General features: G+C 36.9%; 10 protein-coding genes and 19 tRNA genes. 1 reads left to right on the top strand and 28 read right to left on the bottom strand.

The genetic code is table 11. The annotated features are described in order from the left end of the window. Positions 1–41: 41 nt before the first annotated feature. The 28 genes from ACO052_RS04795 to ACO052_RS04660 form a co-directional block, all read right to left on the bottom strand. Complete coding sequence (locus tag ACO052_RS04795; protein WP_422106859.1) at positions 42–749, bottom strand: DUF434 domain-containing protein; 708 nt, start codon at positions 747–749, stop codon at positions 42–44. A 9-nt stretch (positions 750–758) separates the two neighbouring features. Beyond that, positions 759–1,166, bottom strand: a complete 408-nt coding sequence (locus tag ACO052_RS04790; protein WP_422106858.1) for a hypothetical protein — start codon at positions 1,164–1,166, stop codon at positions 759–761. A 66-nt stretch (positions 1,167–1,232) separates the two neighbouring features. Beyond that, positions 1,233–1,562, bottom strand: a complete 330-nt coding sequence (locus ACO052_RS04785) for a GIY-YIG nuclease family protein (RefSeq protein WP_422106857.1) — start codon at positions 1,560–1,562, stop codon at positions 1,233–1,235. Between the two features lie 90 nt (positions 1,563–1,652). Continuing rightward, positions 1,653–3,053, bottom strand: a complete 1,401-nt coding sequence (locus ACO052_RS04780; RefSeq protein WP_422108044.1) for an RtcB family protein — start codon at positions 3,051–3,053, stop codon at positions 1,653–1,655. A 175-nt stretch (positions 3,054–3,228) separates the two neighbouring features. Further along, the gene (locus tag ACO052_RS04775; protein ID WP_422106856.1) at positions 3,229–5,061 is read right to left on the bottom strand and encodes a hypothetical protein; all 1,833 of its coding nucleotides are present in this window, start codon (positions 5,059–5,061) and stop codon (positions 3,229–3,231) included. Between the two features lie 395 nt (positions 5,062–5,456). After that, a tRNA-Leu gene (locus ACO052_RS04770) sits at positions 5,457–5,569 on the bottom strand. 1,453 nt (positions 5,570–7,022) lie between these two features. Continuing rightward, positions 7,023–7,751, bottom strand: a complete 729-nt coding sequence (locus ACO052_RS04765) for an ATP-grasp domain-containing protein (protein ID WP_422106855.1) — start codon at positions 7,749–7,751, stop codon at positions 7,023–7,025. A 56-nt stretch (positions 7,752–7,807) separates the two neighbouring features. Further along, entirely contained in the window at positions 7,808–8,737 is a 930-nt protein-coding gene (locus tag ACO052_RS04760; RefSeq protein ID WP_422106854.1) for an ATP-grasp domain-containing protein, read from the bottom strand. Beyond that, positions 8,703–9,188 carry a ribonuclease H-like YkuK family protein gene (locus ACO052_RS04755; protein WP_422106853.1) on the bottom strand — a complete coding sequence of 162 codons (486 nt, stop codon included), beginning with the start codon at positions 9,186–9,188 and terminating at the stop codon, positions 8,703–8,705. The genes ACO052_RS04760 and ACO052_RS04755 overlap by 35 nt, the downstream gene beginning before the upstream one ends. 37 nt (positions 9,189–9,225) lie before the next feature. Further along, positions 9,226–9,297 (bottom strand) — tRNA-Arg (locus ACO052_RS04750). A gap of 6 nt (positions 9,298–9,303) precedes the next feature. Continuing rightward, positions 9,304–9,376: transfer RNA gene (locus ACO052_RS04745), tRNA-Phe, on the bottom strand. 5 nt (positions 9,377–9,381) lie between these two features. Further along, a tRNA-His gene (locus tag ACO052_RS04740) sits at positions 9,382–9,454 on the bottom strand. Between the two features lie 124 nt (positions 9,455–9,578). Next, a tRNA-Gln gene (locus ACO052_RS04735) sits at positions 9,579–9,651 on the bottom strand. A 110-nt stretch (positions 9,652–9,761) separates the two neighbouring features. After that, positions 9,762–9,835 (bottom strand) — tRNA-Leu (locus ACO052_RS04730). A gap of 73 nt (positions 9,836–9,908) precedes the next feature. Continuing rightward, a tRNA-Leu gene (locus ACO052_RS04725) sits at positions 9,909–9,982 on the bottom strand. A gap of 5 nt (positions 9,983–9,987) precedes the next feature. Further along, positions 9,988–10,061 (bottom strand) — tRNA-Met (locus ACO052_RS04720). A 5-nt stretch (positions 10,062–10,066) separates the two neighbouring features. Further along, positions 10,067–10,138: transfer RNA gene (locus ACO052_RS04715), tRNA-Val, on the bottom strand. Positions 10,139–10,143: 5 nt separating this feature from the next. Then, a tRNA-Glu gene (locus tag ACO052_RS04710) sits at positions 10,144–10,216 on the bottom strand. 85 nt (positions 10,217–10,301) lie between these two features. Further along, positions 10,302–10,373, bottom strand: a tRNA-Arg gene (locus tag ACO052_RS04705). Between the two features lie 6 nt (positions 10,374–10,379). Then, a tRNA-Trp gene (locus ACO052_RS04700) sits at positions 10,380–10,451 on the bottom strand. 11 nt (positions 10,452–10,462) lie between these two features. Beyond that, positions 10,463–10,534 (bottom strand) — tRNA-Gly (locus ACO052_RS04695). A 6-nt stretch (positions 10,535–10,540) separates the two neighbouring features. Then, positions 10,541–10,622: transfer RNA gene (locus ACO052_RS04690), tRNA-Tyr, on the bottom strand. 95 nt (positions 10,623–10,717) lie between these two features. Continuing rightward, a tRNA-Cys gene (locus ACO052_RS04685) sits at positions 10,718–10,790 on the bottom strand. Between the two features lie 5 nt (positions 10,791–10,795). Next, positions 10,796–10,867 (bottom strand) — tRNA-Asn (locus ACO052_RS04680). Between the two features lie 5 nt (positions 10,868–10,872). After that, a tRNA-Ala gene (locus ACO052_RS04675) sits at positions 10,873–10,946 on the bottom strand. Between the two features lie 111 nt (positions 10,947–11,057). After that, positions 11,058–11,129, bottom strand: a tRNA-Pro gene (locus tag ACO052_RS04670). A 98-nt stretch (positions 11,130–11,227) separates the two neighbouring features. After that, positions 11,228–11,301, bottom strand: a tRNA-Lys gene (locus ACO052_RS04665). Positions 11,302–12,126: 825 nt separating this feature from the next. Continuing rightward, positions 12,127–14,220, bottom strand: a complete 2,094-nt coding sequence (locus tag ACO052_RS04660; protein ID WP_422106852.1) for a helix-turn-helix domain-containing protein — start codon at positions 14,218–14,220, stop codon at positions 12,127–12,129. Positions 14,221–14,440: 220 nt separating this feature from the next. On the opposite strand from ACO052_RS04660, the gene ACO052_RS04655 reads away from it, so the two are divergent. After that, entirely contained in the window at positions 14,441–15,019 is a 579-nt protein-coding gene (locus ACO052_RS04655) for an ankyrin repeat domain-containing protein (RefSeq protein ID WP_422106851.1), read from the top strand. Positions 15,020–15,035: the final 16 nt, after the last annotated feature.

Genomic DNA, 15,035 nt, shown 5'->3' with positions numbered 1-15,035 from the left:
AAACCGCGATGGCTTCCATTGCGGTTTTTTGTTTCATTAGGTTATCTGGCCGAAACAATAGTGGTTGCTTTTATATCATGTTCTATGATATAAGCGCCAAGATTTAACCAGTGTTTAGCCCGATCCAAAATCCAAGCGTCAGAACTCACAACGATGGCCTCACTTTCAGCCAAAAGCTTGTCTGGGTTATGATCTAGAATGATAGTCCAATCAAAACCATGCTGTTCGGCTAGTTCCCTGAGCATGGTTTTAAGTCGTCCACTATTAGAGACTGGCTGATCAAAGATCCAAGTAACTGGGTTATCTTTTAGAAGATTCCCAACGCGTAGCAAAGCGGTCTCGGTTTGCTGCACACGCTTGTAGGTGCCATGAACACCCGACAAATCACGATAGGCCTGATCTAAGCCTTTAAACAGATAAGCTCCAGAAAGTGCACTTTCTAAGATGATCAATAGATTAAAGCCATCAATAATTATAGGTGCTGTGGCAATATTGTCAAAAGGAATATAAGTCGACTGCCGATGTTCGACTTGTTGCCTTGAGGCACTCATCCCTTGCACCGCCTGTTGCTGTCTTACATTGAGTCGATGCCTATTCCCCACCAATTGTAGGGATGATTTTTCAGCATAACCTCTGGAGAGCAAGTAATGCATGTCAGAAACGGCTTCTTTTAGCTTTAGTTGATTCTCTTCAGAGCCAAAAAGCGTATCGTCATTACTGTTTTTTCCTCGGTTTCTGTTATTGGACATTTTACTAGATTATATAAAGTTATATTTCACCTCTTCCCACACATCTCTCATTAATAACGATATTGGAAATACATTGCCTGGCTCATTTTCTAGTAAACACCAATAAACTATTGTAGCATAGTGTAAGTAACATTCTTTTTTTAAAATAGTTTTACAGACATCCCAAAGTTGAGAATTGTCCTTATCAAAATTAGGAGCAATATCATCAAAAGAGGATACGATTAACGCCATTAAAGTAAATTTGTCGTCATCGTTATCTAATTCGTTTTGATAGACTTTAATAAAGTCTCTTATTCGACCAGAATCTGAAACTATCAATTCCCAATCCTGAATATCTTTATCCCAATATAGCCCCAAACGTTTTGAAAGCTTTTCTTCTGATATTCCAGAAGGGTATCTCACATATTGATTTTCCATTTGTAATGTTGTTTGAAAAGCAGACCAACCAAAGTCAGTTTACTTTCTCCTTGTCACACTGAATTGTCACACTGAGCGCAGTCGAAGTGTTGTTTCAGGGTCTAATGGTTTCCAAAGATTTTCCCAATTAGGGTTCTCTTTTTCAATTAAATTTATTTTCCACTGTCTGTGCCAATTTTTTAACTGCTTTTCTCTTGCAATGGCCTCATTTATATATTTAAACTCTTCATAGTAAACCAGAATTTTAAGTTTATATTTTGAAGTAAACTTGCTGCCTTCATTTTTAATATGTCTTTCCATTCTATCATCAATACCACCAGTAACTCCAATGTAAAGCGTTCCATTTGGTTTATTGGTTAATATGTAAACCCAGTAATTATGGTAAGACCTTTTCATAATTTAAATATAATGAGATGCTGAAACAAGTTCAGCATGACAAATCAATATTAAAACTTATCAAACTAAACTTGCTCCAACACCTATCAATTATCTTCTATGGCGTCTTCTCTTCTCTCTACGGATTTTCCAAGGCGCATTTTTCTGCCAATCTCCCGCCATAATACAACCATATGGCATCACCTCATCAATCACTTGCCCTAAACCATAGTCTTCCATCTGTGCCCTAACGGCTTTGGCGTTTTTATAAGCGGATGGTAACTCGGTAATATCAATTTCCTTAGAGAAAAATCTAACGTCTAATCCACGTGTTTCTTCTTTAAAAATCTGCATGACACTCCCTGTCTTACTATTTCTATGTTGGGTTCTACTTACATTTCTACCCGCACCATGTGGTGCAAACCCTAAATTGGTTTTGGTTGTAGCACCCTCAACAATTAACACGGGTTCAGCCATATTTAAAGGAATCAATCGCGGCCCCATAATGTCTGGCATAAACTTAGGGTCTAATGGCGTTGCGCCTTTAGCATGGTAAAACAAATCCCCATCCCTAAAGACAAAGTTATGTTCGTTCCAATATCTATCTTCTATCTCGATATCTAAAGTCTCTGCTACCGCATTATGAATCACTTCATGATTGGTTTTGGTCCATTGTCTCATGGTCTGCAAAGCACTCCAGTACTGTTGTCCTTCTTCAGTATCAAAAGGAATCCATGCATTTTGCTTTTTTGTATCAGGTGATAAATCACGTCTAAAACGTTCCGCAATCTGCATGCCTTTCTTATACAATCTGGCACCTGGACCTCTCGACCCATGATGGGTCACCATCATCGTATTTCCTGTCTTTTTAGATCGTCCAACAAATAAGAAGTGGTTACCATCACCCTGAGTTCCTAGATGTGATCTTGCAATTTTCACCATCTCCTTATCATTCAATAAAACATTGTCTTCAAATGCTTCTAATAAAGCCTTTGGAAATCTAAATTGCGAATTTCTATCACGACCACCTGGTCCAAAATGTGTATTGGCGTGCGCAGCGTCTAAAATAGCTTTAGGATCTGCTTTCCCAAAATCGGTCAGCATTACCGAACAGCAGATATCCGAACTATGCATACCCGGGTGAATGGCACTTTGGGCCACAGCCACGCCACCAACAGGAATGGTACCGTCAGGACCTGTAGGACAGGCATCTGGCATGATAGCACCATCGACCAAAGTTGGTGTTTTCATCAAGGTTTGCATAGAGTTAATGACTTTAGAGACATTGTCTTCTTCAAGTTCATTCTCTGCTTTTATATTGATGGAAAATTCAATAGGCTTATGATGCAATGCTATTGGATCTGGTGACTTAAACTGCTCCAAATAGGTGGTTAAAGCTTCACCTTCTAAGGCATTGTCATTGATATGAGCAATGGCCTCCTTCATCCACTTACCTTGTCTGTACCCTAAAGCGATTAAATCGTGTCCTGTGATTTTTGTTTTCATGTGCATGTCCCACCAAAGTGGGAATCTTTTTAAATTCAACTTTATACTCTTATGAGATTCCTCGTCGCATACGCTCTGTCGGAATGACAAAGCAAATATTTTATGAAATTACGCAATCTTTTTGCGTAGATTATTTTTTAATTGAAAAACCCGGTAAAAAAAATCTTTACTGGGTTTTTCTTTATTCAAATAGCTTTAAGAAGCTATCTTTTTCCAAATTCTCTAAAGAAAAGTCAAAGTCTGCCTCATCTTTGTAATTAGTAATCTCTGCGCCTAAAGCTTTAACCAAACTATCAAATGATAATGGTTCGTTCCATTGCTGATACAATGCTTTTGTCGCCAAGTTTGATACTTCAGAATTTCCAGACACTCTGTTATGTCCTGCGCCAAAATTTAACAAGACGAAACACTGCTTATTCTTTTTTGGAACCAATAGCCCTAAAATAGTCTGCTTCTGTACCGATTCGCATTTAATGTCCGCAAACACTTTGTTTGGATCCATCATATAGTCTTTAGAAACAGAACTACCCTTACCAATAACGATTTTATAACCGCAATCAGCTGTTCCATTGTATACGTTATTTTGTACTAAGGTAGGGACATTTAAGCCTTTGTTAGCGTATAAATATTCCACCGCTCCATTTGGTGCAGATGTAATGTCTCCCGAATACATAAGGTTTCCTTTTTGCTGGTTATAGGTAGCATTCCAACCGATTTTGCCTGCAATATTTAAACCAGACAAATCCAGATCTCGTGCTCCCCAAGCATCCTCCCAATAAATACCTACAGCTAACTTTTTACCATAAAAACGTGTTCCTGTAGGAATGTTACCTACATACATTTTTTCTGATGTTGGTAAGGCATAGGTTATATCCTCTGGGAAGAATAGACGTTTACCTGCTAAATCAAAACGCTGCTTCAAATAACCCATTAAGAATTGGTAATTCTCTTTATACAAAGGATTCTCTATAACGGTCTTTTTATATTTACCAGCTTTGTTCTTCTTTAAAAGATTTGCAAGCATGTTTTTTCTACCAACATTAGTCATACCATCAGATGTCACCCAAGATTTACCATTTCTAATTCGGTATAAAAAAGCATCTTGACCTTGAGCTCTGGTATAACATGCAGATAATGCTTTAAATAATGCAAATGGCGTTGCATTATCTAACCAGTGCATGTCCTTATCCGTTAACAACGTATTTGTCACATCATTTAAAGGATTAGACACCAAAGGCTTGTGATAGGTTTTAGACAGCTTGCTAATTTTATTAACTGTTTTTGGCGCTCTGTTTTTAAAGGCTAAAAACAAAGGCTTGAAACGATTAAAAATTTCAGCAAGTTTTTCCAATCCAAAACTATTAAACGCTTGCGTTGGGTTGTAAGAACTGCTTTTAATTAATTCGATCAACGTATCATTTTTAATCAACAGAGTAGTATCTGTTGCTCTATAGATAATGTATCTGAAAAATTCAACAGGATTTTCTGGGTAAACATTATAGAACTCGGCTAACTTTACAATAGCTTCCTTGTTTTTAATGTTTTCTTTTCCATTAAAGGTATAGCTTAGTTCATCCATTAATACCATGATCAATGTGTCTACAGTATCTTCCTTTAAAGCAATACCAGATTTTAACAATGCCAAGCATTTTTGTGCCATCTCATCTGATGTATATGCGTTGATGACCTTATAATTAAGCTTAACATTTGGAATATTCAAGACTTCTTCGGGAATATAAATATCTTCCTGAAAGTCGCTACCGTATGTGGACAAATAATGTTCAATTTGATCAACATACAATTGATATCTAGTACTGTTCTTGATTTTGCTCCATGACTTGTGAAACGTCTTATTAAGATCATTACCATTGAGCTTTTCAGCTTTTAAAAACGCAATGATTCTGTCTTTTGCCCAAAGTGCATTTGGAGCTATGATATAGCCTTCATCTGAGATGTATGGCTTTTCATTTGATGGTTTCGCTATAACAGCGTTAAATAATTTTAATGTATTCATAATTTTTTAAATTTAAATAAGTGAGGCGTATTTGTTGATTAAAAGTCAATTGATTATAGGAACACCTTTTACCTATTATTTTTAAAGACGAAGAGTAGTTTTTCATACCCCCTTTTGCGGGAGTGATGACCGTAATTTATAGGAACTCTATTTGTCTTTTAGACGAAGCGTAAATTAACCACAAGCTCTTACGAGCTCTGGAATCGAACCAGATATAGGAACGCTTTGTGTCTTTTGCTGAAACGAAACGTAATCTAATCCTCTTACTCTTACGAGCGCCGGAGTCGAACCAGCATTATAGGAACGTTTTATGTTTCAATAGTTTTACTAACGGAAAGTAATAATGGTGGAGAATTAACTAATCATAGGAACTTTCTGTGTCAGTAATATGTGTGTGATCCAGGTGGGATTCGAACCCACGACCCGCGGATTTTGAATCTTTACAGGAACTTTTTTGTGCCGAAAGCGAAAAGTATTTTCGCTGCTCTATCCTCTGAGCTACTGGACCATTTTATGCTAAAGAACGTTGTACCCCTTACCAGATTATTCACTGAATTTCTATTTGCTTAAAAGTGTTCATGAAATTTAAAATCTGCTTGCCAAATTAAAATTCGGCGAAGCCAATGCTAAGCATTTCGAACTGGTACTTTCACAAAAGTGAACAGATAGGCTCCAAATGCGCTTCCCTACTTTACATCCTGTGTATTTCGGTGCTTCTGCAAAATCTAGTCATTGGCAGGCTCGCCACCAACCACATCATCCTATCACTCCGTGCCTACGATTTTACCAGCGCGCTAACTCGCATTTTACTAAAATTGTCTAATAGACAATTTCTTAACGTAAAATCGTTACACAACTCTTCCCTTTAAGCTAAAGAGGTATTAATATTTTAAAAAGCGTTCTGAGAATACCTTCGCTTTAGGATAAGCTTTCTTAGGATTATAGCCGTAGCCTTTCCCTAATTTTCCACACGCCGCTCATTGCTTAGAGCATTGCGTACTTATCCGATGCCTAATTACGTTACAGCTGTTCAGCAACTTAGACTTGGCCTGCATAGTGGCTTTGCGCCACGCTTTGCAGTTACAAGGGTTGGCTCCCTCACCATTCATAGACGTCCTCTCTCTGAGGCGGCCTATTAGAATGTTCACTACACAGTAAAGGTTTGCGGCCTTTACTGTCCCATATATTACAATGGGTTTAGGCAACTACTAGCTGCTGTAACGTTCGAAGTCTTTTGCGTTAAGCGATATGGAAAAAATTCCAACCTCTGTATTGGATGTACAGCGTCCTTAATTAGACTATATCTCATGACCTAGGAAAAGGGCTTCGAAAATGGCTCCGTAGATTTTTGCCTACAGAATACCAACCTTTTCCTTGCATGCCTCCCAGCACACGGTAGGTTAAGTCACCGAATAATTTCTTATCGGGTCACTTTAATACTGCAATGCGCTCCGCTAGGCTGGATAACCTCAACGTAACCCATTACTACAACTTTTCCTGTTGATGTCTCCATCTCAAGCCTAATTACTGTCGGCTATAAGTTCTCATCTGCGTCAGCGGTTGCCCCCTGCAAATAGTAACTTATGTGAGTTGCTTGCTTACCTGCACTGCTTTCGCGTAAAAGCAGTCTCCATTTGCAGTGCCTACAAACAGATTTATCCTTGTTACCAAGTTTATCTAAGGACGATAAGCCGCCCGTTACCTTCTAAAAAACTGTCAATCTGAATTTATTTCAGATTCTGAAACACACTTCGACTACACTCAGTGCAAGAGTTCAGAATGACAAACTTTTAAGAAGGTATTATTTTTTATGTCAATGAACGTTTTGTTTTTTATGAGCTCTGCCAGCGTCTTGGTCTGGCAGAGCACTACTTTAAAGTCTGATTCCAAAGACTTTTTATCAATTACTCTGCAAATGTTTTGCGCTATTGCGCAGTCTTTTTGCGTAGTAAAAAATTATTTTAGTTTTCACAACTTTTTATTAAAACTTCTAAGACTTTTAGTGGGTCGCAAGCATAAATTCCTGAGCTATATACAGGGTTTGCTTCAATTAGAGCCCATCCAAAACCTTTGATGTATCCAAAGTCTATAACAATGGCTTTTGGAAGCTTCACTTCTGGATCGTTTAAAAATGCATTAGTAAACTTTTTAAAACCATCTCTATCTTTTGGAATATGGGTATCAATATAATATTGCCCATCCTTGAGATATGTGGATTGTGTTTTTATTTCATCATCCTGAACAAACGTACGTACTTCACAATCCCATTCAACCACAGTGCTGATATACACATATTGATCTTTATCTAAATTATTAAAGCCATTAATAGCTTCTTTTGTTTTGTAAATTCCAGCTTTAAAATACTTCGCCTCTACCGGTTTAATAAAACTGTCCTCTACCGACACATCTTTTAACTTTTGGCGAGTTACGGTTCGCTTCAAGTATTGATTCGGCACAGTAGCCAACCAATGGTCATCTACATTACATAAATGAAGACCACATTGGCCTGCAACATGTGTGGTAAAGAAATCTTCACCATAAACACCGATTATATTTTTACGCTCGTCAAAAGGTACATCCCATTTTAAGCAACGTATACTTCTTAAATCATCCTTGTTATATGTAGCCTGACTTATTAAGTTAGAATCCGTACTATAAATAGGTGACAATGCTATGTATTTTGTGTTCATAGTTTCTTAATTTAAATTCGTTTGCACCACCCTATTTTCAAAAGATGAATTGTTAGTCAACCTTTTGACAAGTATAGATTTAGTGCCTTAAAAATGGATTTTACATTAGTGTTAGGATAAAATCCTGAACTGTTAATACAGTTTACTTCAATTATTTTCCAACCATTAGACGTTAAACCTATATCCATTACAAAGGCTTCGGCAACATTAAAAACGGAAATCATTTGCTTTGCCAATTCTATTCCTTCTTTAGCCACATTCTGCTCAAAAAGCGTATTGGCATTAAATCTGTAATAACCCGCATCAACAATTTGCCTTCCTACTATCCAAAGGCGAGCTTCTTTAAAAACGACTTGAGGTTTTGATATTTGGACAAGAGTTTTTTCGTTAAAATATTCAGACCTTCTACAAGCTAATGCTTCATGTTTAAACTCTTCCCATTCATACTTGTCGAACACTTTTCCTGTAAATACTTTGGCGTTTCTTAAGGGTTTGATAAAGAGTTCCTCATTATTATCCCAATCGATTTTATCATTTAATTTAACTACTTCAAAATCGTAGTTTAATACATTTTCTTTATACTGCTTTGAATAAGTCTCAAACAAATGATTGTTGCTATAAAATGACCCTGGATACCAATCTGTGCATTTCAAGGCCAAACGTGCCAGGGTTACCGAACCATACACAAAAACATTTTTCCTATTCGTTTTTAACCCTATTTTCTTAGTTTCCTTTGTAACAATAATGGTTTCGTACGAATAGTTTAATTCATCTAACGCATCATAAATCCTTCCATGATCTGGATCGGAGTAAATATTTGATTGTATTAAAAAGTACATTTTATCCTCATTTTCTGTTTTTAATAATTTAGATTTCCACCAGGCTCCAGACGAATGGAACCCGGCAGAATTCCCTAACAAAGAATAGGACCCTATTCTAAAGTGAAGTTCTTTATACGGCTTTGTCCGCACAGTACGAACTTGCAAAAGCCTCAGGTTTGGCCTTAAATACAAAGCCCATTCCTAGTATGTAACCCATAGCGTCTTTAAGGGCTACGTTAGATTGAAATTTTGGATCTGTATTAATGTCGGCATGGACTTCAAGTTCCACATTATAAGCTTCCAGAATATTACAGATAGCATAAGCCACTTCTATCGACATCGCCACCTCTTTAAGCATACGTTCTTTAATCCCAATCTTTGTGTTGCCCTTAAGGTTTCGGATAAACATAAAACCACCTTTACCCTCACGCAGTACCACGACCACTGTCGCATAAGCGATATGATCCTGATAGGCTTGTGAATCCGAGCCTACACAAATCTTTAAGCGATGCCCTGCCTTTTGCTCTCTCACGATAGCTTCTTTTACAAGTTTTGTAATTGGTTCATCAAACACCTTACCGCTCATGTTCCTCCATTTTTGCTGTGTTAGTTTCACGATTTCCTCATTTTTTAGTTATACAATTATTTAAACGTTGGAATAGCAAGATTCGAACTCGCATCTCTTGGTCCGTAGCCAAGGATTTTATCCATTAAACTATATTCCAATATTGTGGAACAAACTGGACTCGAACCAGTATCTTCTGGGCTTCAACCAGACGCATAGACCTGCTTTGCTATTGCTCCATTTTGGGTGATTCCGAGATTCGAACTCTGTTCTCCTCATTCACAGTGAGGTACTTTACCAAATAAGCTAAAACCACCATAATTAGTTCTGACAAAAGGACTTGAATACTTCGACAGGCTCAGTACAGGCCATTATCCACAAACATATCAGGTTTGCACTTTACCTCCCGATAGCTATCGGGATAAGCTATGTCAGAGTCTGATAACCCAATAGGACTTGAACCTATACCTCAGGAGTCAAATTCCTGTATGCTTACCATTTACATCATGAGTTAATATTGCAAGCTTAATAGGACTCGAATACTTCGACAGGCTCAGTACAGCGCCCAGAGTACATTTACTTGTGCTGAGCGCAGTCGAAGCATTACACCATAAGCTTAAATTGTACTTCGCCTTGGATTCGAACCAAGAAATCACAGCGCTTAAAACTGATGCCTTTTCCAGTTTGGCCAGCGAAGCTTAAGTTGCCTACGCACCATCTGGCACGTTTGCTAAAAATGTCTAATAGACATTTTCTTAACGCAACGTCCTGTACAGGAAGAGAGGCTCGAACTCTCAAATTCCAGATTCTAAATCTGGTGCCTATACCAATTCGGCTATTCCTGCATGTGTTGAGATGTCAGGGATCGAACCTGAACCTTTCGCCTTATGAGAGCGATGCTCTACCAGATTAAGCTACATCTCAATATGTTGAGGCAGCAGGATTCGAACCTACGACCCTCACGATGTAAGCGTGATGCTCTTCCACTGAGCTATGCCTCAATTTGTACTCTATAAGGGAATCGAACCCTTGTCTTCCGATAGAAAGTCGGATGCACTAATCCACTATGCTAATAGAGCCTTTTGCGGTTCATACGAGAATCGAACTCGTTTCTCCCGAGAGACAGTCGGGAAGGATAACCATTACCCCAATGAACCAGTTTTGTACATCTACCAGGATTCGAACCTAGACTGAAAGATTAGAAATCTTTAGTGCTTTCCATTACACCATAGATGTATGTTGCACGCCTATAAGGACTCGAACCTTAACCTTAAGTTTTGGAGACTCAAATGCTACCAATTACACTATAAGCGTGTTTTATGATGAGCATCTATCGAGGTTTGAACTCGAAGCTATAGATTGGAAATCTACTATGTTGCCAATTACACCATAGATGCTTATTGTGGGAATAATAGGATTCGAACCTATTTAGCTTTCGCGCCAGTTTTACAGACTGGATCAACTCTCCAACGTTGACGCATTCCCATTTTTGAGACAAGGATGAGATTGCTGCGCCTTCTCATCAAATCCCAAATTGGATGTCTACATTTTTAAACAGGTTTAAAATGTTTCTATCCTTGAGACAAGGATGAGATTCGAACTCATAGATGTTGGTGTTGCAGACCAATGCCTTAACCATTCAGCCACCTTGTCTTTTGAGATAGTGATAGGGTTCGAACCTATAACCAAGGACTTAACAGGTCCACGCTCTACCATTGAGCTACACTATCCTTTGTGGAGCATGCGGAGACTTGCACTCCGTTCTGCGGGTTGCAAACCCACGGTTTTGGCTCGTTAAACTACATCCCCATAATTGTTGCGGAGAGTAAGAGAATCGAACTCTTACTGCCTTTAAGCAGACTTACTTAGCAGGTAAGCACAACAAACCAATATTTGTCTACTCTCCATTTGTTAATCTAGTCTGAGAGGCAGGACTCGAACCTACAACCTCTCGCTTCCAAAGCGAGTAAACAGCCATTGTTATTCTCCCAGTTTTGCGGAAGGAGTGTGAATCGAACTCACAAGGCCTATTAAAGCTCAACAATTTTCAAGATTGCTTCAGTCACCTATCTGATTGCCCTTCCCCTATGTTGACCCGGTGGGAATCGAACCCACGATCCCCTGTTTAAAAGACAGGTGCTCTAACCTACTGAGCCACGAGTCAATCTCTATTGTTTTAAAGAACACCATAAAAAAAGCGCCTCGTTTTACGGAAGGCGCTTTCTTTATATCTATGAATACATTGATCTATGTATCCATAACCTTCCTAGTATATATTGTAAATCTTTCATCATTCTCTACTACGGCCATATATTTCGGCGCGCATATCCAGAGACTTATTTGAATACTATGTTGTAAATAGTTTGTCATTTGTTTTTTAATTATTTCGATACTTCGACAAGCTCAGTACAAGCCGGTGCAAATATGAAATGATTTTTTGAATTACACAAGAAAAATTTGAATTTAATTTATTGATTATCAGTTAGTTATGTTATTTTTAGATAATAGAATTCCTGTCCGTATTACTACAGATTTCTAACATGTTTACAATAGTCTGTCTCCCAATTGTTTCACTGTTTATTTAGCTTCTATGTTATGTTTTTATAGCTTCAAAATATTTTCAAAGTTTTTGTGTTTAGATCCCTCTTTTTTAGAGGGATGATTTCAACTAATACGTTTTATTTCGCTTTGTAAGCTCTTAAAACTTAAGTTTCAACCAAAAAAAACGCCCAACTTTTAAGTCGGACGTTTTATATAATGGTTTTAATAATATTTAAATCATATTCAACACTTAAAAATAGATACAAAACGTCCTGTAATGGTACTCAGTAAAATGACTGCCCATCTATAATCGCCACACTCATTAAAGCGCGACATCGGTTGTTTATGTATTTGTTGTCTTTCCATTTTGCAGTGTAAATATATACTTTTTATTTCTTTGACAAATATAAATACGCTAAAACGTACTCTTTTTGCGTAGTATTATAATTTAAAGTAAACCATTGTCCTCCAGCATCTGCTTGATACCTTTATGATCTTCCCAAAATTTATCCTTTATACTAGTTACGGTCTTTTGGTATTCAGGGTGCGCTTGTATTTTTTTAATTAAAGGATCTTGTTCTAGAAATACTACCATCCAATATTGAAAATTACTTTTGTTAGAAAACACCTTAAATTGGGCGATACCTTCGTCATAATTACCATCATATATATGCTTAATAGCCAGACTTGCTGGTTGATAAATTGAACTATCATTTTCGCAATACGTTGCATAGCTATCATAAAACTGCTTTGCTTCTTCTTTAAAGCCCATGTTTTCATAGCATATGGCAATTTTTAAGTCTTCATGTGGGTATAAATCTATTTGCCGTTCTGACTTTATAGTATTGTATATATCGTAGTATTTATAAGCTTCTTTATAATTTTCTTGGTAATAATACAGTTTGGCTACTTCATTTAAAACATCTAATCGCGTTGTATCCTTCTGCCATTCGGTAAGCATCAATTCTGTTGTTTTTTCGATATTTCTGTATTTGGCATATTCAATAAAATGTTTCAGGTAAGGTGCATGCGGGTTATCAGGATAAAAATCGATAGATTTATCGATATTCTCTACAGCTTTATCAACAAATCCGGACTGTATAAGCGCATTACTCAAGTGTAAGTAAATATAACTTTTGCCAATAGAATCATTGGCCTCAATATCTAGTTGAATACCTTTTAGAGCATATTTTAAGTACTTAGCGGTATTTGGAACTGCTCGTGCATACAAATCTGACAGGATGAGCACCACAACTGAAGAATTAGGATTGTACTCTAAGGCTTTTTCAAGATGTGGAATGGCTAAATCAAAATCAAATGTTGATATATAATATAAGGCCTTCGCAATTAGGCTAATATCTGATTTTGAGTCGTACAATAAGGCCTTATCTGCATTTTCATTAAGTTTATCAATATATTTCTTTTCAATCTTAAATTGATCCAAGTAATAATACGCTATTGCTTTTTGGGCATAAGCTAATGCAAATTCTGGGTCTAATGCAGTCGCTTTATCATAAAACTCTATAGCTTCCAACAAGTTTTCAGAAGTTCTATTTTGACTTATTTCATAGCCCTTTAAAAACATATCGTAAGCGGCAATATTTTCGGTTGGTGCTTTGTCTATTCTGGCTAATTCGTTTGGGGTAATATTGGCTTCTATAGCAAAAGCCACTTTTTTGGCAACTGTATTTTGAAGCTCAAAAATGTTGTTTAATTTATAATTGTACTGCTCAGTCCATAAAGGTGTATCTTTTTCTGCATCGATCAACTGTATATTTAATAACACCTCATTATTATTCTTTTGTCCGCTTCCCTCCACTATGTATTTTACATTTAATTCTTTAGCAATGTCCGTAATAGACATTTTTGAAGCTCTATATTTTTCTACAGATGTTCTACTTACTACTCTTAAGTCCTCAATTTTTTGAAGTTTATTTAATGAGGCTTCCATAAGACCATTAACGAAATACAAATTCGAAGAATCCACACTCATATTTTTAAACGGAAGCACAGCTATTGTTTTATCAAAAGTAGTATGATCGGTATTAGCATCCTTCGTTCCAAAATGATAACTGATAACAGCAATCACAATAATTGCTATTGCCGCAATCACTTTATTAAGGTGCAATCGGAAAAAAGATTGTTTTGCTTCATGATTTTCAGATTCCGGAGGAAGCGACCCTAGTTCTTCTGAATCTTCTTCATTAATCATTTGTCTGGACTCCCCAGGTGGATGACCAAAGTATTCTCTATAGCATTTAATGAAGTATGATGTATTGCTAAAACCAACTTCGAAAGAGATTTCCGAAACCGTCAGCTCCGTTTCTGCAAGTAATGCCTTTGCCCTGTCTAATCTAATATTTCTTATAAACTGACTCGCCGATAAATCGGTTTGTTTTTTGATCTTCCTCAATAGACTGGACCGACTCATGTTCATGACATTCGCCAATTCTGAAACTCCAAACTGTTCATTGGAAATTTCATCCAACACAAATTCCTTTGCTTGTTTTAAAAAGCCGTTAGAAGAAGAAGTTTTAGACATAAAACATCAGAAAAAAAACAAGTTAAATATTTTCTTGAAACTTAAAGTAAAATACACTGTTTTTCTGGTTTGCATCATGAGCTTGCATCATAATTTATATTGAAGCATCATAATTTATACCCCCGCTTCAAACTTCATATATATTGATTCATCACTGTTTATACTTGCTTCACGACTTGGCGGATATTTGTATCGAACAAAAATCAAAAACATTTTAATCATGAAAAATTCAATTAAATTCAAGACACTTATTTGCTTATCGCTAATGCTATTTATGCTTATAGGAGCCTGTAAACAAAACGAAACTCAAACGTCAACAACTAAAGCATCTACTTCTATTGAAAAACCCTCAATGGATATTCACGCCGCCATTCTCTCTGAGAATATGGAAGTTGTAAAACAACATATCAAAGCGGGAAGTGATTTGAATAAAAAAGACGCCATGAGCGGTTCCTCCCCCTTAATTACAGCTTCGACTTTTAACAAAGTAGACATTGCAAGTGCTTTAATCAATGCCAATGCAGATTTATCGATTAAAAATAATGACGGTGCAACAGCATTACACACAGCTGCATTTTTTGGAAGAATAGAAATTGTACAGTTGTTAATCGATGCCAAAGCTGATAAAACCATTAAAAACAACTATGGGGCTACTCCTAGAGAAACGGTTATGGGAGATTTTGCTCAAATGAAACCCATCTATGAGATGATGATTGTGCAATTAGAGCCCATGGGATTCAATTTGGATCTTGAGAAATTGGAAGCAGCTAGACCTGTCATTGCAATGATGCTACAGTGATTTTATAATTGACTAA

Source organism: Winogradskyella sp., from assembly GCF_965228925.1.
GTDB lineage: Bacteria > Bacteroidota > Bacteroidia > Flavobacteriales > Flavobacteriaceae > Winogradskyella.
This window is presented reverse-complemented; position numbering and strand designations above follow the sequence as displayed.

What these genes read in the sequence shown, in the direction of transcription:
- ACO052_RS04790 (WP_422106858.1), bottom strand. Translation starts at nt 1,166, where the DNA reads ATGGAAAATCAATATGTGAGATACCCTTCTGGAATATCAGAAGAAAAG.
- ACO052_RS04765 (WP_422106855.1), bottom strand. Translation starts at nt 7,751, where the DNA reads ATGAACACAAAATACATAGCATTGTCACCTATTTATAGTACGGATTCT.
- ACO052_RS04660 (WP_422106852.1), bottom strand. Translation starts at nt 14,220, where the DNA reads ATGTCTAAAACTTCTTCTTCTAACGGCTTTTTAAAACAAGCAAAGGAA.
- ACO052_RS04655 (WP_422106851.1), top strand. Translation starts at nt 14,441, where the DNA reads ATGAAAAATTCAATTAAATTCAAGACACTTATTTGCTTATCGCTAATG.
- ACO052_RS04795 (WP_422106859.1), bottom strand. Translation starts at nt 749, where the DNA reads ATGTCCAATAACAGAAACCGAGGAAAAAACAGTAATGACGATACGCTT.
- ACO052_RS04780 (WP_422108044.1), bottom strand. Translation starts at nt 3,053, where the DNA reads ATGCACATGAAAACAAAAATCACAGGACACGATTTAATCGCTTTAGGG.
- ACO052_RS04775 (WP_422106856.1), bottom strand. Translation starts at nt 5,061, where the DNA reads ATGAATACATTAAAATTATTTAACGCTGTTATAGCGAAACCATCAAAT.
- ACO052_RS04785 (WP_422106857.1), bottom strand. Translation starts at nt 1,562, where the DNA reads ATGAAAAGGTCTTACCATAATTACTGGGTTTACATATTAACCAATAAA.